The organism is Salmonella sp. 741265073_HBA (genome assembly GCF_046569105.1).
Lineage (GTDB): Bacteria > Pseudomonadota > Gammaproteobacteria > Enterobacterales > Enterobacteriaceae > Salmonella > Salmonella enterica.
In genome coordinates this window covers 124,462-145,830 of sequence record NZ_JBKFRY010000008.1, presented here as the reverse complement: position 1 = coordinate 145,830, position 21,369 = coordinate 124,462, and the positions used below count along the sequence as shown (strand labels likewise).

Here is a 21,369-nt window from a genome sequence, read left to right as displayed (position 1 = left end):
CCTTTCTTATGCCTCTTTTGTCGTCCCCTGGACGCGAGCCACAGGAACCGGTAGCCAGGCGCGAATCGACAATCCGCCACGCTCGCTGGTGCCAATCTCCAGCATCCCGTTATGGTTATCGATAATGCGCTGCACAATCGCCAGCCCCAGCCCTGTGCCGCTGGTGCTACGGGCGCTGTCGCCACGCACAAAAGGCTGGAACAGATGTTTACGCTGCTCCGGCTTAATGCCCGGCCCGTCATCTTCTACCTGGAACCAGGCGCGATGCGACTCAGTGCCGCTGCTGACCTTAATCCAACCGTTGCCATAACGGGCAGCATTGACCACCATATTCGCCACCGCGCGCTTAATCGAGAGCGGGTGCATTTTCACCTGGATACTGCCTGCCTGAAGCGCAGTGTTAATCTCACGCTCATAGCCGCTTTCAGCCGCAATCACCTCGCCCAGCACGGAATTGAGATCCGCCATCTCCATTGGCATTTCCTGACCGGTACGCAGATAGTCAATAAACTGTTCGATAATGGCGTTACACTCTTCGATGTCTTTATTGATCGACTCCGCGAGATAACCGTCTTCCTCGCCCATCATCTCCGTCGCCAGACGAATACGGGTCAGCGGCGTGCGCAAGTCGTGGCTGACGCCCGCCATCAATAGCGTACGGTCATCGGCCAATTGTTTCACGCCGGCGGCCATATGGTTAAACGCCCGGGTCACAGAGCGCACCTCAGAGGCGCCATATTCACGCAGCGGCGGCGGAATAATTCCCTTCCCTACCTGCAGGGCGGCATGTTCAAGATCCACTAACGGTCGGTTCTGTATACGAATAAATAGCCACGCGCCGCCTATCGCCAGGAGCATGATCGCCAGCGTGTAACGGAAAAGCGGAGAAAAATCGCCCTGATGAATCTCGGTCAGCGGCACGCGCACCCAGATATTGGGCGACAGCCAGGTTTTGAGCCACACGACAGGCGAGCTTTTGTTGACCTCAACGCGCACTTCCGTCGGGCCGCCTAATTGCTGCGCCATCTGGTGGCTTAAGAATTCGTAGTGTTGCGCCCAACGCAGCCCGGCCTCTTCGGCGGCTTCGTTGGTGTAGAGAGAGATCCCCAGCTCGCGATAGATTTCCCGACGAAACGCAGGCGGCACGACTAACTGCGTGCCGTCCTCCAGTTGCAGCTTATCGGTCATCAGCATACGGACTTCGTAAGCCAGAACCTTATTAAACTGCTGGAGGCTCGGCAAAATCGCGAAGTTCAACACCACCAGGTAGGTCGTCACCAGGCTGACGAACAGCAAGGTGACGATGAGCAACAGCGTGCGGGCAAATGAACTTCGCGGCGAGAAGCGCATTCGCCTCATGCTTTAGAACCGTCCGGTACGAAGACGTAGCCCAGGCCCCAGACGGTCTGAATATAACGCGGATGCGCCGGATCTTCTTCCACCATACGGCGCAGGCGGGAGATCTGGACGTCGATGGAGCGTTCCATCGCGGAATACTCGCGGCCACGGGCCAGATTCATCAGCTTATCGCGAGAGAGCGGCTCGCGCGGGTGGCTTACCAGCGCTTTCAGTACCGCAAACTCCCCGCTGGTCAGCGGCATCGGTTCATCTTCACGGAACATCTCGCGCGTACCGAGGTTCAGTTTAAACTTACCGAACGCGATAACGGCCTCTTCCTGCGACGGCGCGCCGGGCAGTTCGTTTGCCTGACGACGTAGCACGGCGCGGATACGCGCCAACAGCTCGCGCGGGTTAAACGGTTTAGGAATGTAGTCATCGGCGCCGATTTCCAGCCCGACGATACGGTCAACCTCTTCACCCTTCGCCGTGACCATAATGATCGGCATTGGATTACTTTGACTACGCAGGCGACGACAAATCGACAGACCATCTTCACCTGGCAGCATTAAATCCAGTACCATGAGATGGAAAGATTCACGGGTCAGCAGACGATCCATCTGCTCGGCGTTAGCGACGCTTCGAACCTGGAAGCCCTGCTCGGTCAGATAACGTTCCAGTAGCGCCCGCAGACGCATATCGTCATCAACCACCAGAATCTTATAATTCTCTTGCATTGTCTGTACTCCCAAAGGTTCGCAACAAATGTAAGTGTGTATTCTTAAAAAAGCTCACGTGAGTCACCAGCAAATTCTGGTATGAATTTCAGGCTAAATTGTTACAAAGCATATTTAACAGCAGCTTAAATATACAATTAATCGGCAACCCCATTATTTATTCTGTAGGGACGATCACGTTATACCCCGTGTGCGCAATATCGACAGCAAAGGTAAATCAACGAGATGAAAACGCCCCTGATCACCCGCGAAGGGTACGAAACACTCAAACAAGAGCTCAATTATCTCTGGCGTGAAGAGCGCCCGGAGGTCACCAAAAAAGTGACCTGGGCTGCGAGTCTGGGCGACCGCAGCGAGAATGCCGACTATCAGTATAATAAAAAGCGCCTACGTGAGATCGACAGACGCGTCAGATATCTGACCAAATGCATGGAAAATCTCAAAATCGTGGATTATTCCCCGCAGCAGGAGGGCAAAGTCTTCTTCGGCGCCTGGGTGGAAATTGAAAATGATGACGGCGATACGCTGAAGTTCCGCATTGTCGGCTACGATGAAATTTTCGGACGTAAGGATTACATCTCTATCGACTCGCCGATGGCGCGGGCGCTACTGAAAAAAGAAGTGGGCGATCTGGCGGTGGTCAACACCCCTGTCGGCGAAGCAAACTGGTACGTCAATGCGATCGAATACGTCAAATAAGACAAGAAGAATCCTAAGCCCCCGCTGATGGCTGGCATTTTTGCCAGCCAATCCGTATAACTATCCCCTGATTTTTATCCTGAAGACGAAGCTAACCCATGATGAATGATTCTTTCTGCCGCATTATTGCGGGTGAAATCCAGGCAAATGCCGGGCAGGTTGAAGCTGCCGTTCGCCTGCTTGACGAAGGGAACACCGTGCCGTTTATCGCACGTTATCGTAAAGAAATCACCGGCGGTCTGGATGACACGCAGTTGCGTAACCTGGAAACGCGTCTGGGCTATCTGCGTGAGCTGGAAGACAGGCGTCAGGCCATCCTCAAGTCCATTTCCGAACAAGGCAAACTGACCGATGAGCTGGCTGGCGCCATCAACGCTACGTTAAGCAAGACCGAGCTCGAAGACCTCTACCTGCCCTATAAACCTAAACGCCGCACCCGTGGACAAATCGCCATTGAAGCCGGCCTTGAGCCGCTGGCCGATCTGCTCTGGAACGAACCGTCCCACGATCCTGACGTGGAAGCGGCAAAGTACATTGATGGCGACAAAGGCGTGGCGGACACGAAAGCCGCGCTCGACGGCGCACGCTACATTCTGATGGAGCGCTTTGCCGAAGACGCCGCATTGCTGGCGAAAGTGCGTGATTATCTGTGGAAGAACGCCCATCTGGTCGCCACAGTCGTGAGCGGCAAAGAGGAAGAAGGGGCAAAATTCCGCGACTATTTCGACCATCATGAGCCCATTGCTAACGTCCCGTCTCACCGTGCGCTGGCCATGTTCCGTGGTCGTAACGAAGGCATTCTGCAACTTTCGCTCAATGCCGACCCACAGTTTGATGAGCCGCCGAAAGAGAGCTACTGCGAGCAGATCATCATGGACCATCTCGGCCTGCGGCTGAATAACGCCCCGGCGGATAGCTGGCGCAAAGGCGTAGTGAGCTGGACGTGGCGTATCAAAGTCTTAATGCACCTCGAAACCGAACTGATGGGCACCGTGCGCGAACGTGCGGAAGATGAAGCGATTAACGTGTTTGCCCGTAACCTGCACGACCTGCTGATGGCAGCCCCCGCAGGCCTGCGCGCTACAATGGGCCTTGATCCTGGCCTGCGTACCGGCGTAAAAGTCGCTGTCGTTGACGGCACCGGCAAGCTGGTGGCGACGGATACCATTTATCCGCATACCGGTCAGGCGGCCAAAGCGGCTACCGTGATCGCCGCGCTGTGCGAAAAATACCACGTCGAACTGGTCGCGATTGGCAACGGTACGGCCTCGCGTGAAACCGAACGCTTCTATCTCGACGTACAAAAACAGTTCCCGAACGTGACGGCGCAAAAAGTGATCGTCAGCGAAGCGGGGGCGTCCGTGTATTCCGCTTCTGAGCTGGCGGCGCAGGAGTTTCCGGATCTCGACGTCTCCCTGCGCGGCGCGGTCTCTATCGCGCGTCGTCTACAGGATCCGCTGGCGGAACTGGTGAAAATCGATCCGAAATCGATCGGCGTCGGCCAATATCAACACGATGTCAGCCAGACCCAGTTGGCCCGTAAACTGGATGCGGTGGTCGAAGACTGCGTAAACGCCGTCGGCGTCGATTTGAATACCGCCTCCGTGCCGCTGCTGACCCGTGTCGCGGGCCTAACGCGCATGATGGCGCAAAACATCGTCGCCTGGCGCGATGAGAACGGTCAGTTTCAGAACCGCCAGCAACTGTTGAAGGTGAGCCGTCTGGGGCCGAAAGCGTTTGAGCAGTGCGCGGGCTTCCTGCGTATTAACCACGGCGATAACCCGCTGGATGCCTCCACCGTCCACCCGGAAGCCTATCCGGTTGTCGAACGCATTCTGGCGGCGACGCAGCAAGCGCTAAAAGATCTGATGGGCAACAGCAACGAATTGCGTCACCTCAAGGCCGCTGATTTTACCGACGATAAATTCGGCGTACCGACCGTGAGCGATATCATCAAAGAGCTGGAAAAACCGGGCCGCGACCCGCGTCCTGAATTTAAAACCGCGCAATTCGCCGATGGCGTTGAAACCATGAACGACCTGCTGCCGGGGATGATTCTGGAAGGGGCGGTCACTAACGTCACTAACTTCGGCGCGTTTGTCGATATCGGCGTTCATCAGGATGGCCTGGTGCATATCTCCTCGCTCTCGAATAAGTTCGTCGACGATCCGCACACCGTGGTGAAAGCGGGCGACATCGTGAAGGTGAAAGTGCTGGAAGTGGATCTGCAACGTAAGCGTATTGCGCTGACGATGCGTCTGGACGAACAGCCCGGCGAAACCGCCGCTCGCCGCGGCGGCGGCACCGATCGCGCTCAGGGCAACCGCCCGGCATCAAAAGCGGCGAAACCGCGCGGTCGTGACGCCCAGCCAGCCGGTAACAGCGCCATGATGGACGCGCTGGCAGCCGCAATGGGAAAAAAACGCTAATCGGGTAATACGCAGGCCGGGTTACTTCTTATCCGGCCTGCGATTTTGCAATACGTCCAACCCTTTCTTTTTTAATTAACAATTAAATCTTACCCATTAGAATCTGTTAATTAATTTCCTTCTGCTATCCGCACTATTAATTATCACTTTATTAACAGATGAAACCTTAATTAAACATTAAAAACGGTGAATATTTGCACATTAGAGGTATTTGCAAAAAGACAAATAAATGTTGAGCCATATCAACATCGGCGCAAATTATCGCTTATTTGTACATTCCGTCACATTTTAATCGTTGAAGATAGAAACCATTCTCATTATCATTGTGTTGTTGATTATTTACTCTTTCCTTCGTTGGCTAAACATCGGGTCTCCTGCCGCCCCCCTGAGCGCCGCATGAGGTATACATCCAGTTAGTAAGAAACAAGTAGGTCGTATGCAATTCACTCCTGACACTGCGTGGAAAATCACCGGCTTTGCGCGTGAAATCAGCCCGGCGTATCGTCAAAAACTGCTTTCGCTCGGCATGTTGCCCGGCTCTTCATTTAATGTCGTCCGCGTCGCGCCCTTAGGCGATCCGATCCATATCGAAACACGACGCGTGAGTCTGGTTTTGCGTAAAAAGGATTTGGCGTTAATAGAAGTGGAAGCGGTTTCCTGTTAATACAGTGAGTCTATAAAAATGAAAAAATTAACCATTGGTTTAATTGGTAATCCTAATTCCGGCAAGACCACCTTATTTAACCAACTCACCGGCGCGCGTCAGCGCGTGGGGAACTGGGCGGGCGTCACCGTCGAGCGTAAAGAGGGCCAGTTCGCGACAACTGACCACCAGGTCACGCTGGTAGATTTACCCGGCACCTATTCTCTGACGACCATCTCGTCACAAACCTCTCTCGACGAACAGATCGCCTGCCACTACATCCTGAGCGGCGACGCCGACCTGTTGATAAACGTTGTAGACGCCTCCAATCTGGAGCGCAACCTCTATTTGACGCTGCAGCTGCTGGAGCTGGGTATCCCCTGTATTGTCGCGCTCAATATGCTGGATATCGCTGAAAAACAGCAGGTTCGTATTGATGTCGACGCTCTGTCCACGCGTCTGGGTTGTCCTGTCGTACCGCTGGTATCGACTCGCGGTCGCGGTATCGAGGCGCTGAAACTGGCCATTGACCGTCACAACGCTAACGACAACGTCGAACTGGTGCATTATGCCCAGCCGCTGCTGCGCGAAGCGGATTTCCTGGCCGACGCGATGGCCCAGGAGATGCCTTTACAACAGCGCCGCTGGCTGGGTCTGCAAATGCTGGAGGGCGATATCTACAGCCGGGCTTACGCAGGCGAGGCGGCGCAAAACCTGGACACCTCCCTTGCCCGTCTGAAGGACGAAATGGACGACCCGGCGCTGCATATCGCCGACGCCCGTTACCAGTGTATCGCCGCTATTTGCGACGTGGTCAGCAATACCCTGACAGCCGAACCCAGCCGCTTCACCAGGGCGGTCGATAAAATTATCCTGAACCGCTTCCTCGGCTTACCGATTTTTTTGTTCGTGATGTACCTGATGTTCCTGCTCGCCATTAACATCGGCGGCGCGTTGCAACCCCTGTTTGATGCCGGTTCCGTCGCCATCTTTATTCATGGCATTCAATGGATTGGCTACACGTTGCACTTCCCGGATTGGTTAACCATCTTCCTGGCGCAAGGTCTTGGCGGCGGGATCAATACCGTCCTGCCGCTGGTGCCGCAAATCGGGATGATGTACCTGTTCCTCTCCTTCCTTGAAGACTCCGGTTATATGGCGCGCGCGGCCTTCGTCATGGATCGCCTGATGCAGGCGCTGGGACTACCGGGTAAATCCTTCGTGCCGCTGATTGTCGGCTTCGGCTGTAACGTACCTTCCGTGATGGGCGCCCGCACGCTTGACGCTCCGCGCGAACGTTTGATGACCATCATGATGGCGCCGTTTATGTCCTGTGGCGCGCGCCTGGCGATTTTCGCCGTCTTTGCCGCCGCCTTCTTCGGGCAAAACGGCGCGCTGGCGGTCTTCTCGCTGTACGTGCTGGGTATTGTCATGGCGGTATTAACCGGCCTGATGCTGAAGCATACCATTATGCGCGGCGAAGCCTCTCCGTTTGTGATGGAGCTGCCGGTTTACCACGTCCCGCATATCAAGAGCCTGATCATCCAGACCTGGCAACGCCTGAAAGGTTTTGTACTACGCGCCGGTAAAGTCATTATCATCGTGAGTATTTTCCTGAGCGCGTTTAACAGTTTCTCGCTGAGCGGCAAAATCGTCGATAACATTAATGACTCCGCCCTCGCCTCCGTAAGCCGCATCATCACGCCAGTCTTTAAACCGATCGGCGTCCATGAGGATAACTGGCAAGCTACCGTGGGCCTGTTTACGGGCGCCATGGCGAAAGAAGTTGTCGTCGGTACGCTGAACACGCTCTACACCGCCGAAAATATTCAGGACGAAGCGTTTAATCCTGCCGACTTCCACCTCGGCGATGAACTGCTGGGCGCGGTTGACGATACCTGGCAAAGCCTGAAAGACACCTTTAGCCTGAGCGTACTGGCTAACCCGATCGAAGCGAGTAAAGGCGACGGCGAAATGGCGACCGGCGCGATGGGCGTGATGGATCAAAAATTCGGCAGCGCCGCGGCGGCGTACAGTTACCTGATTTTCGTCCTGCTTTACGTACCGTGTATCTCGGTAATGGGCGCTATCGCCCGCGAGTCCAGCCGCGGCTGGATGGGCTTCTCCATCCTGTGGGGGCTGAATATCGCCTATTCGCTCGCCACGCTGTTCTACCAGGTTACCAGCTTCAGTCAACACCCGACATACAGCCTGATCTGTATTCTGGCAGTGATCGTCTTTAACGTTGTGGTGTTAAGCCTGTTGCGCCGCGCCCGCAGCCGTGTAGACATTGAACTGCTGGCAACCCGCAAAAACGTCAGTTCCTGTTGTTCGGGCACTGCGGGCAATTGTCACTAAGGGATGTAAAAAATGGCTTCATTGATACAGGTTCGCGATCTACTGGCGCTACGGGGGCGTATGGAGGCAACGCAAATCAGCCATACGCTGCACGCTCCGCAGCCCATGATCGACGCCATGCTGAATCAACTGGAGATCATGGGTAAAGCGGTACGTATCCCGGAAGAACCGGACGGCTGCCTTTCAGGCAGCTGTAAAAGTTGTCCGGAAGGTAAAGCCTGCCTGCGCGAATGGTGGGCCTTGCGTTAACCTTCGCCGGGTAGCGACGTAACGCGTCCTATCCGGCCTTTATCCCGCGTTATGTTGCCCGGTACGCGTCACGCTGCCGGGCAATTTTGCGTCATGCCTTCCACAAAGATGAAAGCGTTACCGCCGTGCGCATTTATCTCCCCATGCGCCTCGCAAGCGCACTAATCCTCTACTGCAATCAGCACGGTCTGCGCGTAGTGTCACGCCATTGAACTTCACCGATGACGGATCGATATGGCGACCTCAACAACATTCACGCCGCATGACGCGGTATTCAAACAGTTTTTATGCCACCCCGATACTGCACGGGATTTTTTGGAAATTCATCTCCCGACGACATTACGTCAAATCTGTAATCTGAATACGTTACGGCTGGAGTCCGGTAGCTTTATTGAAGAGGATTTACGCCCCCATTATTCCGATATTCTGTGGTCGCTGGAAACGAGTGAAGGTGAAGGTTACATTTACGTGGTTATTGAACATCAGAGTACGCCGGACGCGCATATGGCATTTCGGCTGATGCGTTACGCAATGGCTGCAATGCAACGGCACCTGGAGGCCGGGCATAAGACGTTGCCGTTAGTGGTGCCAATGCTGTTTTATCACGGAAACCGCAGCCCGTATCCGTTCTCATTATGCTGGCTGGATGAATTTGCCGACCCGGTGATGGCGCGTAAGCTATACGCCACCGCCTTTCCTCTGGTCGATATTACGGTCGTGCCGGACGACGAGATTATGCGGCACCGACGGGTCGCGCTGCTGGAACTCATACAAAAACACATCCGCCAGCGTGATCTAATGGGGCTTGTCGAACAGCTGGTCGCCCTACTGGTTAAGGGATACGCTAATGACACCCAGCTTCAAAGTTTGTTTAATTACATGATGCACACTGGCGACGCCGCGCGCTTCAATACGTTTATCCGCCAGGTGGCTATGCGTATCCCACAGCATAAGGAGAAGATCATGACTATCGCAGAAAGATTACGTCAGGAAGGACATCGTAACGGGTTACAGCAAGGCAAGCAGGAAGGCCAACGGCTCGCCGCATTGCGCATTGCCCGTTCCATGCTAAACGATGGTTTCGATCGCGATACCGTGCTTAGGGTTACCGGGCTGGCGCCTGCCGATCTGGCATCTGAAAACCATTAATCTGGCAGAATGGTCCGGGCCCGGCAACGCCCTGGTTACAGCGATGATTTTAGCGTCATCAGCGCCTGACAAAACGCCGCCGGATGCGAGATAAACGGCGCATGGGCCGCCTTCGCCATTATCTGTGATGTACTGTGCGGCCATAACGTATCGAGCAAAGGCACAATTTTACGCGGCACCAGACCGTCCAGATAACCATACAAACGCAAAAACGGCATGTTCACATTTTTAAGCGCTTCTCGTAGATCGACCGTTTTTAAGATTTCCAGTCCGCCATTGAGCACGTCTACATCCGGCATAGGCTGCGCCAGCACCACGCTTTTTAAGGTGCGGGCATCCTGACGCGCCGTCTCCGTCCCTAACGTTTGCAGCGCCAGAAAACGCTCCACCGTGCGCTGAAAATCGTCGCTAAGCTGCTGCTGGAATCCACCGAGGATTTCCGGTTTTATTCCCGGCCACCCCTCACGCGCACTAAAGCATGGCGAAGAGGCGACTGTCACCAGCGCCTGAACGCGTTCAGGGTGTGTGAGCGCCATCTGACTCGCCACCAGGCCACCCAGGCTCCAGCCAAGCCAGATAGCCTGGTCCGGCGCGTTCTTCGCTACCTGCGCCGTCATCTCTTCAAACGTCATAGCGCCAAACCCCGAACTACGGCCATAGCCCGGCAAATCGACCAGATGCAGCGTAAAATGCGAGCCGAGTTCCTCGCGAATGCAATGCCATACCTCCGCGTTCAATCCCCATCCGTGCAGCAGCACAAGATGACAATTTCCCTCGCCGTAGGTCTGCCACCAGATGTCATTCATCAGTTACTGTTCTCTTTTGTCTAACAAGGATGCACCTATGCTAACAGTACCGGGATTATGCTGGCTATGCCGAATGCCGCTGGCGTTAAGCCACTGGGGGATTTGTTCCGTATGCGCGCGCGCCGTTCGTCAGCGCGTCAGCCTGTGTCCGCAATGCGGATTACCTGCCGCGCATCCTTCGCTCCCCTGCGGTCGCTGCCTGCAAAAACCACCGCCCTGGCAGCGTCTGGTGAGCGTCAGTGACTATACGCCGCCCTTGAGTTTACTGGTGCATCAGCTTAAATTTACCCGCCGCAGCGAAATTGCCGCCGCTCTGGCGCGTCTACTGTTGCAGGAAGTACTCATGGCGCGCCGCAGCACTGGCTTGCAGCTTCCCGACAGAATCGTCAGCGTTCCGCTCTGGTCGCGCCGACACTGGCGGCGGGGATTTAACCAAAGCGATCTGTTATGTCAACCGTTAGCGCGCTGGCTTGGCTGTGCGTGGGACAGCCAGACCATCACGCGGGTACGGGCGACCGCAACACAACATCATCTCAGCGCCAGGTTACGTAAGCGCAATTTGAAAAACGCGTTTCGCCTTGAATTGCCGGTACAGGGTCTCCATATGGTTATTGTGGATGATGTCGTCACTACCGGAAGTACCGTCGCGGAAATCGCGCAACTGCTTTTGCGCAACGGCGCAGCGACTGTCCAGGTATGGTGCCTGTGTCGAACCTTGTAGAGCCTCGATGATGGGCGTATTATAACCAACTAAAATAGTCAACTATTAGGCCATTACTATGATCCGTATTTCCGATGCTGCACAAGCGCACTTTGCCAAACTGCTGGCAAATCAGGAAGAAGGGACGCAAATCCGCGTATTTGTCATTAATCCCGGCACTCCTAACGCAGAGTGCGGCGTTTCTTATTGTCCGCCCGACGCCGTAGAAGCCACCGATACTGCACTGAAATTTGACCTGTTGACCGCTTATGTCGACGAGCTGAGCGCGCCCTATCTGGAAGACGCGGAAATTGATTTCGTGACCGACCAGCTAGGTTCTCAACTTACATTGAAAGCGCCAAACGCGAAGATGCGCAAAGTGGCCGATGACGCGCCGCTGATGGAGCGCGTGGAATATGCTCTGCAATCGCAGATTAACCCGCAGTTGGCGGGCCACGGCGGTCGCGTCTCGCTGATGGAAATTACCGATGAAGGCTATGCAATTCTGCAGTTTGGCGGCGGTTGTAACGGTTGCTCGATGGTTGACGTCACGCTGAAAGAAGGGATCGAGAAACAGTTGCTGAATGAATTCCCGGAACTGAAAGGGGTTCGCGATCTGACCGAACACCAGCGCGGCGAGCACTCCTACTACTAAGATTTTCCCTGTATCCATGCCCGATGGCGCTTGCGCCTGTCGGGCCTTGTCTGCCCTACCGTAGGCCGAATAAGGCGTTTACGCCGCCATCCTACGCTATCAGCCACATCTCAGAACAATGGTCCTTCTTCTTCCGCCGATAACATGACCTGTGTCTCATAATTTAAATTTTGCCTGCCAGGGTCATTTTCAACACCCATATGTTACCCGTATCATTCTTATGGGCACCTAACATCCATATAACATCTGACTACGCTCATTCGTTTCAACGGTAATCAGTATTGGTGCTATTGCGACTCTGTTCCCGTCGGGAACAACAGGAATTTGTCGTCGAAACAATGACGTTACCCATAACAAAGTAAAGGCCAGGTAAATCATGCCATTAGTCATCGTTGCTATCGGTGTTATCTTGTTACTTCTTCTGATGATCCGCTTCAAAATGAACGGATTTATCGCCCTTGTCCTGGTAGCGCTCGCTGTCGGGTTGATGCAGGGAATGCCGCTGGATAAAGTCATCGGCTCCATCAAAGCCGGTGTCGGCGGTACGCTTGGCAGTCTGGCCCTGATTATGGGGTTCGGCGCCATGCTGGGCAAAATGCTTGCCGACTGCGGCGGCGCTCAACGTATCGCCACTACCCTGATCGCGAAATTTGGTAAAAAGCATATTCAGTGGGCCGTAGTGTTAACCGGCTTTACCGTCGGCTTCGCTCTGTTCTATGAAGTGGGCTTCGTTCTGATGCTGCCGCTGGTATTCACCATTGCCGCAGCGGCGAATATCCCGTTACTGTACGTCGGCGTGCCGATGGCCGCGGCGCTCTCCGTCACACACGGCTTCCTGCCGCCGCACCCGGGTCCAACCGCGATCGCCACGATTTTCCATGCCGATATGGGTAAGACGCTGCTGTTTGGTACGATTCTGGCAATCCCGACCGTGATCCTTGCCGGACCGGTTTACGCCCGTTTCCTGAAAGGCATCGATAAGCCGATCCCGGAAGGCCTGTACAGCGCGAAAACTTTTACGGAAGAAGAGATGCCGGGCTTTGGCGTCAGCGTCTGGACGTCGCTGGTTCCGGTTATTCTGATGGCGATGCGTGCGATTGCCGAGATGATTCTGCCAAAAGGCCACGCTTTCCTGCCCGTTGCCGAGTTCCTGGGCGACCCGGTAATGGCTACGTTAATTGCCGTACTGATTGCGATGTTCACCTTTGGCCTGAACCGCGGGCGTTCAATGGATCAGATTAACGATACGCTGGTCTCTTCCATCAAAATTATCGCCATGATGCTGCTGATCATCGGCGGCGGCGGCGCGTTCAAGCAGGTGCTGGTCGATAGCGGCGTGGATAAATACATCGCTTCAATGATGCATGAAACCAATGTCTCTCCGCTGTTGATGGCGTGGTCTATCGCGGCGGTGCTGCGTATCGCGCTGGGCTCTGCGACTGTCGCGGCGATTACCGCAGGCGGCATTGCGGCGCCGCTGATCGCCACTACCGGCGTTAGCCCTGAACTGATGGTTATCGCAGTCGGTTCCGGGAGCGTGATTTTCTCTCACGTCAACGACCCGGGCTTCTGGCTATTCAAAGAGTATTTCAATTTGACTATCGGCGAGACCATTAAATCCTGGTCGATGCTGGAAACGATCATCTCCGTCTGCGGCCTGATCGGCTGTCTGCTACTGGGTATGGTGGTTTAAGCGAGACGGCTTGTAGGCCGGATAAGGCAGCAATGTGCGCCAGGATTGCCTGATGGCGCTGCGCTTATCAGACCTACGTACTCTCACCATCATAAAGCCGGGGAAATCCCCGGCTTTATTACTTCTTCTTCGCGGCCGCTTTTCGGCGCTTATCCAAATCCTTAATCAGCTTGTTTACGCCCTCATCGGCAAACATGGCCTCAAGAGATGCAGACAATTTCCGCCGCCAGTTTTTATACTGATCGCTGGTGCCCGGTACGTTAACCGGATCGGCCATATCCAGCCAGTCCTCCGGCTGAAGCCCCAACAGACCGCTGTTACTGTCGGCGATGTAGCGCTGAAGCCCGCGATTTAGCGTTGGCGTCATAGACATTAACGATGCCTTATGCCCGGCGCGTTTTGGCAGACAGCCATATTTATGCAGCGCGTCCAATAGCCCCTGTTTCGCCCGCTCGCGATCCTCATACAGCCCGCGCAGAATCACTTCATCCGGATAAAGCCCCAGAGCTTTACCCAACGTCAGGTCACCGCATTCCCAATAGCCGCGCAGCGTGGGGAGATCGTGCGTCGAGGCGACAGCCATCGATTGTTGCGGATACGCGCCTGGCGCGCGGAAGTTTTTCTCAAGGTCATTTTCAAACCACAACACTTTATAAGAATAGACCCCGCTATCGCGCAGCTTGCCGACAATCTCAACTGGCACCGTCCCCAGATCTTCGCCTATCACCATACAGCGGTGACGTTGGCTCTCCAGGGCCAGAATAGCCAACAGATCGTCAACCGGATACTGAACATATGCCCCGCGATCCGCGGTTTCGCCATACGGTATCCACCACAGACGCAGCAACGACATGACATGGTCAATGCGCAACGCGCCGCAGTTTTGCATATTGGCGCGCAGCAGGTCGATAAAGGGCTCATAGGCCCGGGCGACAATAATATGCGGGTCCATTGGCGGCAGCCCCCAGTTCTGACCGAGCGGGCCGAGGATATCCGGCGGCGCGCCGACAGATGCTTTCAGGCAGTACAGCTCCCGGTCGCACCAGGTTTCCGCGCCGCCTTCCGCTACGCCAACCGCCAGATCGCGGTACAGACCAATCGGTAGTTTAAAACTCTGGCAGGTATCCCAGCAGGCGGCGAATTGGCGCCAGGCCAGCCACTGAAGCCAGAGGTAAAACTCCACCTCTTCGCGGTGCGCTTCACAGAATTGTTTTACAGCGGGAGACTCTACCGACTGGTACGCCTCCGGCCAGGCTGGCCAGCCCCAGCGCTGCTCATCCTCTTTTACCTGATACGCATGCAGCGCGTCGAATGCCGCCTGCCAGTAAAGGCTCTCGCCTTCGCGGGCGATAAAGTGACGAAACTCCGCCATTTGCGCATCGTCGCGAGCGGCAAACCGCGTCCACGCCATCCGCAGCGCCGTGATTTTCAGCGCGGTAACGGTAGCGTAATCCACCCATTGCGCATCGCGTGCCTGTCGCAGCTTTTGCTGTGTGGCGGGCATTTGCCACCATGCCTGCGCCTCTTCGCTCAGGCGGAAATCTTCGACGGCGTTGACGTCGATATATATCACGTTCAGCCAGCGACGAGACGAGGGGCTGTAGGGACTGGCGCTCTCCGGATTCGCCGGATAAAGCGCGTGGATCGGGTTCAGGCCGATAAACGCGCCGCCGCGTGTCGCCACATCGACCAGCATCGACTTCAAATCGCCGAAATCGCCAATACCCCAGTTTTTTTCTGAACGCAGAGTATAAAGCTGGACGCAGGCCCCCCACAGTTTTTTCCCTTCCAGCAGCGCCTGCGGCTCATAGCATCGCGGCGGGGCGACGATAATCCGGCAGTGCGTACGCTGTTCATCCTGGGTCAACGTCAGGGTGTGGTAGCCCTCCGGCAATGTAGCCGGAAGGTTAAGTTTTTTACCGCCCGTCACGCGCCCTTTGTAATGCACGCCCTCTTCCGTAGTCAGCAGCCAGGCAAACTCACCGTGCCCCTCTACCGGCAACGCCATTTTTTTACCCGCGGTATAAACCTTCACATTCGGCACGACCGCCTGTGGTCCTGTTGTCGTGCCGTGCATCGCCGCCAGCAAACGTCTCTTGGTTTCAGCGTCAATAGACTGCGGTTTGCCATGAGCATTGATGTAACTGGGGCTGATCCCCGCCGCCAGCGCGGCACTATCGAGACGTTTATTTTCCATCGCGCTCCCTTAGCGTTTTGCCTGCCAGATACGGGCCTGATAATCGCGAATAGAGCGATCGGAACTGAACATACCGCAGCGCGCGGTATTGAGGATCGCGGCGCGCGTCCACGCTTCCTGGTCGCGATACAGCGCATCCACCTGCTTTTGCGCCTCGACATAAGCGGCGAAGTCCGCCATGACCAGGTACGGATCGCCCCCCTGTTTGCCGAGGCTATGCAGCATCTGGTCAAAGGCATGTTTATCGCCATCGCTGTATTGACCGCTTTCCAGCTCTTTTAGCACCGCATCCAGCACTTTGTCTTTTTTACGCCATTTCACCGGATCGTAGCCTTTGGCTTTGAGCGCCTTGACCTCTTCCACAGTATGGCCAAAGATAAAGATATTCTCTTCACCCACCTTCTCAGCGATTTCAACGTTAGCGCCGTCCAGCGTTCCCACTGTCAACGCCCCATTCAGCGCCAGTTTCATGTTGCCGGTGCCGGACGCCTCTTTCCCGGCAGTGGAAATTTGCTCGGAAATATCCGCCGCCGGAATGAGCATTTCCGCCGCCGAGACGCAGTAATCCGGCAGGAAAACCACCTTCAGCTTATCACCCACCGCCGGGTCGTTATTAATGGCTTCCGCAACCTTATTGATAGCAAAAATGATGTTCTTCGCCAGGTAATAGCCCGGCGCCGCCTTCGCGCCAAACAGGAATACGCGCGGTACGCGATCGGCCTGCGGGTTTTCGCGAATCTCTTTGTACAGCGCCAGAATATGCAACAGATTCAGATGCTGACGCTTGTACTCGTGCAGACGTTTGATCTGAATATCAAAAATCGCATGGCTCGAAATCTCAATCCCGGTACGGGCCTGGATAAATTTCACCAGCCGTTCTTTGTTCGCCCGCTTGATGTCGCGATACTGCTGACGGAATGTGGCGTCGTCAGCGTATTTTTCGAGGTTGATCAACTGGTCGAGATCGTTAGCCCACTCTTTTTTCAGCGTTTTATCCAGCAACGCCGCAAGCTGCGGATTGCACTGTTTGATCCAGCGACGCGGCGTAATGCCGTTGGTGACATTGTGGAATTTGTTCGGCCAAAGTTGGTGATATTCCGGGAACAGATCTTTCACCACCAGATCGGAGTGCAGCGCCGCCACACCGTTGACCGCAAAGCCGCTGACCACGCACATATTGGCCATGCGCACCTGACGGTCATGCACCACCGCCAGTTTTGCCCATACCTGCTTATCACCAGGCCAGGTGTTATCGACCAGCGTCTTAAAGCGGTCGTTAATCTGCTTGATAATCTGCATATGACGCGGCAGCAGCGCTTTCACCAGCTTCTCATCCCAGCACTCCAGCGCTTCCGGCATCAGGGTGTGGTTGGTGTAGGCGAAGGTTTTGCTGGTGATAGCCCAGGCGTCATCCCAGCTCAGCTGGTGCTCGTCAATCAGCACGCGCAGCAGTTCAGGGATGGCAATAGTCGGGTGGGTATCATTTAGCTGAATGACCTCATAATCCGCCAGCTCATGCAGTTTGCGTCCGGCCAGATGATGGCGACGCAGAATATCCGCTACCGAGCAGGCGCACTGGAAGTATTGCTGCATCAGACGCAGTTTTTTGCCCGCCGTGTGGTTATCGTTGGGATAAAGCACCTTCGTCAGTTTTTCCGCATCGATACCCTGCTGTTCCGCCCGCAGGAAAGCGCCGTCGTTGAATTTGGTCAGATCAAACGGATGCGCGTGGGTCGCCTGCCACAAACGCAGCGGTTGCGCGACGCCGTTACGATAGCCTAACACCGGCAGATCCCAGGCCTGGCCTGTAATCACAAAACCTGGCTCCCAGCGCCCTTCTTTGGTGACTTTACCGCCGATCCCAACCTGGACGTCCAGCGCCTCGTTGTGGCGGAACCACGGATAGCTGCCGCGATGCCAGTCATCCGGAGCTTCCATCTGCTTGCCCTCAACAAATGACTGACGGAACAGCCCATACTGGTAGTTCAGACCATAGCCCGTAGCGGACTGCCCGACAGTGGCCATCGAATCGAGGAAGCAGGCGGCCAGACGTCCCAGACCACCGTTGCCGAGCGCCGGATCGACTTCCTCTTCCAGCAGATCGGTCAGATTAATATCGTGCGCTTTCAGCACATCGCTAACGTCCTGGTACCATCCCAGATTTAACAGGTTATTTCCCGTCAGGCGACCAATCAAAAATTCCATCGAAATGTAGTTCACATGACGCTGGCCTTTCGTCGGCTGCGCTACCGGTTGCGCGCTCAGTAATTCCGCCAGCGCGCCGCTAACGGCCTGCCACCACTGACGAGGCGTCATGTCGGACGCCGACAGTAAACCGAAACGCTGCCACTGACGCGTCAGGGCGGCCTGGAATTGATCTTTATTGAAGGTTGGCTGTGACATAGGAAATCCGTCCTCGGGTAATAAAACAACGTTATCGCTAGTTTGCCAGGCTCGATGTTGACCTTCCTCCTCCCGGCAATGATTAGGGAGGGAGGAGGAGCGGGGATGAGCATAAAAGTGTGATCGCCGCCACTTACCCCTGTATAAACGCGCCGATTCCTGTCAACGACACTCAGTGTTACGCATAATCAAATGAATAAACAGAAATAACAGTAAATCGCGAAGGGGTATTTTCGAAGATTATATGAACGCCAAAATAGTTTCTTACCTGAAATATTCAGCGGCGGGAGATTCACTAACTAAACATAATTAATTAAACGCCTGGTATCGCCATTGTGTTAAATCCGCATCATGTCCAGGACATTATTTATAACAACGGAAATATGACCTCAGCCCAGCTCTGACGCTCGTTTCAACCGCGCCGAATACTTTTTTAATACCGTTATTTAGAATTGTGACAGAGTGCAAATTCAGACACATAAAAAGTCTGCTTAGCTTGCATTAAAATGCTTTCTGGCCGACCTTATATCTATTAATTACGAAGCGCAAAAAAAATCGCAGTTCCCCCCATTTCCCACAGTGAAGTGATTGCTATGTTGATTCCGTCTAAATTAAGTCGTCCGGTTCGTCTCGACCATACCGTGGTTCGTGAGCGGCTGTTGGCTAAACTTTCCGGCGCGAACAATTTCAGGCTCGCCCTGGTAACCAGTCCTGCTGGCTATGGGAAAACCACGCTTGTCTCACAGTGGGCGGCGGGCAAAAATGAATTAGGCTGGTACTCTCTCGACGAAGGCGATAACCAGCAAGAGCGGTTCGCCAGTTACTTAATTGCCGCAATCCAACAGGCCACCGGCGGACACTGCTCTACCAGCGAAGCGATGGCGCAAAAACGTCAGTACGCCAGCCTGACGTCCCTCTTCGCACAGCTCTTTATTGAACTGGCGCAGTGGCATCGCCCGCTTTATCTGGTGATTGACGACTACCATTTGATTACCAATCCGGTGATTCACGACGCGATGCGCTTTTTCTTACGGCATCAGCCGGAAAATTTCACCCTGGTGGTGTTATCGCGTAATTTACCGCAACTGGGCATCGCTAACCTGCGCGTGCGCGATCAGCTGTTGGAAATCGGCAGCCAGCAGTTGGCTTTTAACCATCAGGAAGCAAAGCAATTTTTTGACCGTCGCCTTTCGTCGCCCATTGAAGCCGCTGAGAGCAGCCGCATGTGCGACGATGTTGCCGGTTGGGCCACTGCGCTACAGTTGATCGCCCTCTCCGCGCGCCAGAACCATACCTCTGCGCATCACTCCGCCCGCCGTCTTGCCGGGATTAATGCCAGCCACCTTTCTGATTATCTGGTGGACGAAGTACTGGATAATGTGGATGTCAGCACCCGACATTTTTTACTTAAAAGCGCGATCTTACGCTCAATGAATGACGCGTTGATCGTACGCGTGACCGGCGAAGAAAACGGCCAGATGCGGCTGGAGGAGATTGAGCGCCAGGGGTTATTCCTGCAACGCATGGACGACACGGGCGAGTGGTTTAGCTATCACCCGTTGTTTGGTAGCTTTCTGCGCCAGCGTTGCCAGTGGGAACTGGCGGCGGAACTGCCGGAGATCCACCGTGCGGCCGCGGAAAGCTGGATGGAACAGGGTTTTCCCAGCGAAGCTATACATCATGCGCTGGCGGCGGGTGACGCGCAAATGCTGCGCGATATCCTGCTTAATCATGCGTGGGGGCTGTTTAATCACAGTGAACTGGCGCTGCTGGAAGAGTCATTAAAAGCGCTGCCGTGGGAAAGCCTGCTGGAAAATCCGCGGCTGGTGTTGTTACAGGCCTGGCTGATGCAAAGCCAACACCGCTACAGCGAAGTGAATACGTTGCTGGCGCGCGCCGAGCAAGAGATCAAAGGGGTCATGGACGGCACGCTACATGCTGAATTTAACGCGCTGCGCGCCCAGGTCGCCATCAACGACGGCAATCCGGAAGAGGCTGAGCGGCTGGCGAAACTGGCGCTGGATGAGCTTCCTCTCGCCTGGTTTTATAGCCGTATTGTCGCGACCTCCGTTCACGGAGAAGTGCTGCACTGTAAAGGCGATCTCAGCCAGTCTTTATCGCTGATGCAGCAAACCGAACAAATGGCGCGCCATCATGACGTCTGGCATTACGCGCTGTGGAGCTTAATTCAACAAAGCGAAATTCAGTTCGCCCAGGGATTCCTGCAGGCCGCATGGGAAACGCAGGAGAGAGCCTTCCAGTTGATCAAAGAGCAACATCTGGAACAACTGCCGATGCATGAGTTTCTGGTACGTATCCGCGCGCAATTGCTGTGGGCGTGGGCGCGCCTTGACGAAGCGGAAGCCTCGGCGCGCAGCGGTATCGCTGTGCTGTCCACCTTCCAGCCGCAACAACAGTTGCAGTGCCTGACGTTACTGGTGCAGTGCTCGCTGGCGCGCGGCGATCTGGATAATGCCCGTAGTCAGCTTAACCGACTGGAAAATTTATTAGGCAATGGCCGTTATCACTGCGACTGGATCTCTAACGCCGATAAGGTGCGTGTCATTTACTGGCAGTTAACCGGCGACAAAAAATCCGCCGCCAACTGGTTACGCCATACCCCAAAACCGGCGTTTGCCAATAACCATTTTCTGCAAGGGCAATGGCGGAATATCGCCCGCGCGCAGATCCTGCTGGGCGAATTCGAGCCTGCGGAAATCGTGCTGGAAGAGTTAAATGAGAACGCCCGTAGCCTGCGCTTAATGAGCGATTTAAACCGCAATCTGCTGTTACTCAATCAGCTTTACTGGCAATCCGGGCGGAAAAACGATGCCCAGCGCGTATTGCTTGATGCCTTACAGCTCGCCAACCGCACCGGATTTATCAGCCATTTTGTGATTGAAGGCGAAGCCATGGCGCAACAATTGCGTCAGCTGATTCAACTCAATACGCTGCCGGAGATGGAGCAGCATCGCGCGCAGCGCATCCTGCGAGAGATTAACCAACATCACCGGCATAAATTCGCCCATTTTGACGAAGGCTTCGTCGAGCGCCTGCTTAACCATCCGGATGTCCCGGAGCTTATTCGCACCAGCCCGCTCACCCAGCGTGAATGGCAGGTGTTAGGGCTTATCTATTCTGGTTACAGCAACGAACAGATTGCCGGCGAACTGGCGGTGGCCGCGACCACCATTAAGACGCATATCCGCAACCTCTACCAGAAACTCGGCGTCGCGCACCGTCAGGACGCGGTACAGCACGCGCAGCAGTTGCTGAAGATGATGGGGTACGGGGTTTGACGTGTGCCTGATGA

Annotated in this window: 15 protein-coding genes; 10 read left to right on the top strand and 5 right to left on the bottom strand. The window is 55.0% G+C overall.

Translation table 11 applies throughout. The annotated features are described in order from the left end of the window. Nucleotides 1-6: 6 nt before the first annotated feature. Nucleotides 7-1,359: a two-component system sensor histidine kinase EnvZ gene (envZ, locus tag ACLD3P_RS13060; protein ID WP_001253818.1), complete on the bottom strand. Its 1,353-nt coding sequence runs from the start codon at nucleotides 1,357-1,359 to the stop codon at nucleotides 7-9. After that, entirely contained in the window at nucleotides 1,356-2,075 is a 720-nt protein-coding gene (gene ompR / locus ACLD3P_RS13055) for a two-component system response regulator OmpR (RefSeq protein WP_001157751.1), read from the bottom strand. Before ompR ends, envZ begins: the two co-directional genes overlap by 4 nt. A 225-nt stretch (nucleotides 2,076-2,300) precedes the next feature. Here ompR and greB point away from each other — a divergent pair, with 225 nt between their 5' ends. The 6 genes from greB (at nucleotide 2,301) to ACLD3P_RS13025 (ending at nucleotide 9,602) form a co-directional block, all read left to right on the top strand. Further along, the gene (gene greB, locus ACLD3P_RS13050) at nucleotides 2,301-2,774 is read left to right on the top strand and encodes a transcription elongation factor GreB (protein ID WP_000856695.1); all 474 of its coding nucleotides are present in this window, start codon (nucleotides 2,301-2,303) and stop codon (nucleotides 2,772-2,774) included. Nucleotides 2,775-2,872: 98 nt separating this feature from the next. Continuing rightward, complete coding sequence (locus tag ACLD3P_RS13045; protein WP_350426728.1) at nucleotides 2,873-5,203, top strand: Tex family protein; 2,331 nt, start codon at nucleotides 2,873-2,875, stop codon at nucleotides 5,201-5,203. 436 nt (nucleotides 5,204-5,639) lie between these two features. Continuing rightward, the gene (gene feoA, locus ACLD3P_RS13040; protein WP_001160955.1) at nucleotides 5,640-5,867 is read left to right on the top strand and encodes a ferrous iron transporter A; all 228 of its coding nucleotides are present in this window, start codon (nucleotides 5,640-5,642) and stop codon (nucleotides 5,865-5,867) included. Between the two features lie 18 nt (nucleotides 5,868-5,885). Beyond that, entirely contained in the window at nucleotides 5,886-8,204 is a 2,319-nt protein-coding gene (gene feoB / locus ACLD3P_RS13035; RefSeq protein WP_000736970.1) for a Fe(2+) transporter permease subunit FeoB, read from the top strand. Nucleotides 8,205-8,216: 12 nt separating this feature from the next. Beyond that, nucleotides 8,217-8,453 carry a [Fe-S]-dependent transcriptional repressor FeoC gene (gene feoC, locus ACLD3P_RS13030; protein ID WP_000157589.1) on the top strand — a complete coding sequence of 79 codons (237 nt, stop codon included), beginning with the start codon at nucleotides 8,217-8,219 and terminating at the stop codon, nucleotides 8,451-8,453. Nucleotides 8,454-8,687: 234 nt separating this feature from the next. Continuing rightward, nucleotides 8,688-9,602, top strand: coding sequence for an Rpn family recombination-promoting nuclease/putative transposase (locus ACLD3P_RS13025; RefSeq protein WP_131046768.1), 915 nt, complete (start codon nucleotides 8,688-8,690; stop codon nucleotides 9,600-9,602). A 35-nt stretch (nucleotides 9,603-9,637) separates the two neighbouring features. Here ACLD3P_RS13025 and bioH read toward each other — a convergent pair whose 3' ends face one another. Then, nucleotides 9,638-10,408, bottom strand: a complete 771-nt coding sequence (gene bioH, locus ACLD3P_RS13020; RefSeq protein ID WP_000998138.1) for a pimeloyl-ACP methyl ester esterase BioH — start codon at nucleotides 10,406-10,408, stop codon at nucleotides 9,638-9,640. Between the two features lie 37 nt (nucleotides 10,409-10,445). Between bioH and gntX the strand changes: the two genes are divergently transcribed. The 3 genes from gntX to gntT all read left to right on the top strand — a co-directional run bounded on the left by gntX (nucleotide 10,446) and on the right by gntT (nucleotide 13,456). Continuing rightward, entirely contained in the window at nucleotides 10,446-11,129 is a 684-nt protein-coding gene (gene gntX, locus ACLD3P_RS13015; RefSeq protein WP_000958733.1) for a DNA utilization protein GntX, read from the top strand. A 58-nt stretch (nucleotides 11,130-11,187) separates the two neighbouring features. After that, on the top strand, nucleotides 11,188-11,763 hold the full coding sequence (gene nfuA, locus ACLD3P_RS13010; RefSeq protein ID WP_000619387.1) for a Fe-S biogenesis protein NfuA: 576 nt from the start codon (nucleotides 11,188-11,190) through the stop codon (nucleotides 11,761-11,763). 376 nt (nucleotides 11,764-12,139) lie between these two features. Continuing rightward, entirely contained in the window at nucleotides 12,140-13,456 is a 1,317-nt protein-coding gene (gene gntT, locus ACLD3P_RS13005; protein ID WP_001131737.1) for a gluconate transporter, read from the top strand. A gap of 118 nt (nucleotides 13,457-13,574) precedes the next feature. Here gntT and malQ read toward each other — a convergent pair whose 3' ends face one another. Further along, the gene (gene malQ / locus ACLD3P_RS13000; protein WP_411006493.1) at nucleotides 13,575-15,653 is read right to left on the bottom strand and encodes a 4-alpha-glucanotransferase; all 2,079 of its coding nucleotides are present in this window, start codon (nucleotides 15,651-15,653) and stop codon (nucleotides 13,575-13,577) included. 9 nt (nucleotides 15,654-15,662) lie between these two features. Beyond that, complete coding sequence (gene malP / locus ACLD3P_RS12995; RefSeq protein WP_080250467.1) at nucleotides 15,663-18,056, bottom strand: maltodextrin phosphorylase; 2,394 nt, start codon at nucleotides 18,054-18,056, stop codon at nucleotides 15,663-15,665. Between the two features lie 593 nt (nucleotides 18,057-18,649). Here malP and malT point away from each other — a divergent pair. Then, a complete protein-coding gene (malT, locus tag ACLD3P_RS12990; protein ID WP_000907030.1) occupies nucleotides 18,650-21,355 on the top strand; it encodes an HTH-type transcriptional regulator MalT in 2,706 nt (901 codons plus the stop codon). Nucleotides 21,356-21,369 lie beyond the last annotated feature (14 nt).

Excerpts from the sequence above, each read along its gene's own strand:
- envZ (WP_001253818.1), bottom strand. The coding sequence starts at position 1,359 with ATGAGGCGAATGCGCTTCTCGCCGCGAAGTTCATTTGCCCGCACGCTG.
- ompR (WP_001157751.1), bottom strand. The coding sequence starts at position 2,075 with ATGCAAGAGAATTATAAGATTCTGGTGGTTGATGACGATATGCGTCTG.
- greB (WP_000856695.1), top strand. The coding sequence starts at position 2,301 with ATGAAAACGCCCCTGATCACCCGCGAAGGGTACGAAACACTCAAACAA.
- ACLD3P_RS13045 (WP_350426728.1), top strand. The coding sequence starts at position 2,873 with ATGATGAATGATTCTTTCTGCCGCATTATTGCGGGTGAAATCCAGGCA.
- feoA (WP_001160955.1), top strand. The coding sequence starts at position 5,640 with ATGCAATTCACTCCTGACACTGCGTGGAAAATCACCGGCTTTGCGCGT.
- feoB (WP_000736970.1), top strand. The coding sequence starts at position 5,886 with ATGAAAAAATTAACCATTGGTTTAATTGGTAATCCTAATTCCGGCAAG.
- feoC (WP_000157589.1), top strand. The coding sequence starts at position 8,217 with ATGGCTTCATTGATACAGGTTCGCGATCTACTGGCGCTACGGGGGCGT.
- ACLD3P_RS13025 (WP_131046768.1), top strand. The coding sequence starts at position 8,688 with ATGGCGACCTCAACAACATTCACGCCGCATGACGCGGTATTCAAACAG.
- bioH (WP_000998138.1), bottom strand. The coding sequence starts at position 10,408 with ATGAATGACATCTGGTGGCAGACCTACGGCGAGGGAAATTGTCATCTT.
- gntX (WP_000958733.1), top strand. The coding sequence starts at position 10,446 with ATGCTAACAGTACCGGGATTATGCTGGCTATGCCGAATGCCGCTGGCG.
- nfuA (WP_000619387.1), top strand. The coding sequence starts at position 11,188 with ATGATCCGTATTTCCGATGCTGCACAAGCGCACTTTGCCAAACTGCTG.
- gntT (WP_001131737.1), top strand. The coding sequence starts at position 12,140 with ATGCCATTAGTCATCGTTGCTATCGGTGTTATCTTGTTACTTCTTCTG.
- malQ (WP_411006493.1), bottom strand. The coding sequence starts at position 15,653 with ATGGAAAATAAACGTCTCGATAGTGCCGCGCTGGCGGCGGGGATCAGC.
- malP (WP_080250467.1), bottom strand. The coding sequence starts at position 18,056 with ATGTCACAGCCAACCTTCAATAAAGATCAATTCCAGGCCGCCCTGACG.
- malT (WP_000907030.1), top strand. The coding sequence starts at position 18,650 with ATGTTGATTCCGTCTAAATTAAGTCGTCCGGTTCGTCTCGACCATACC.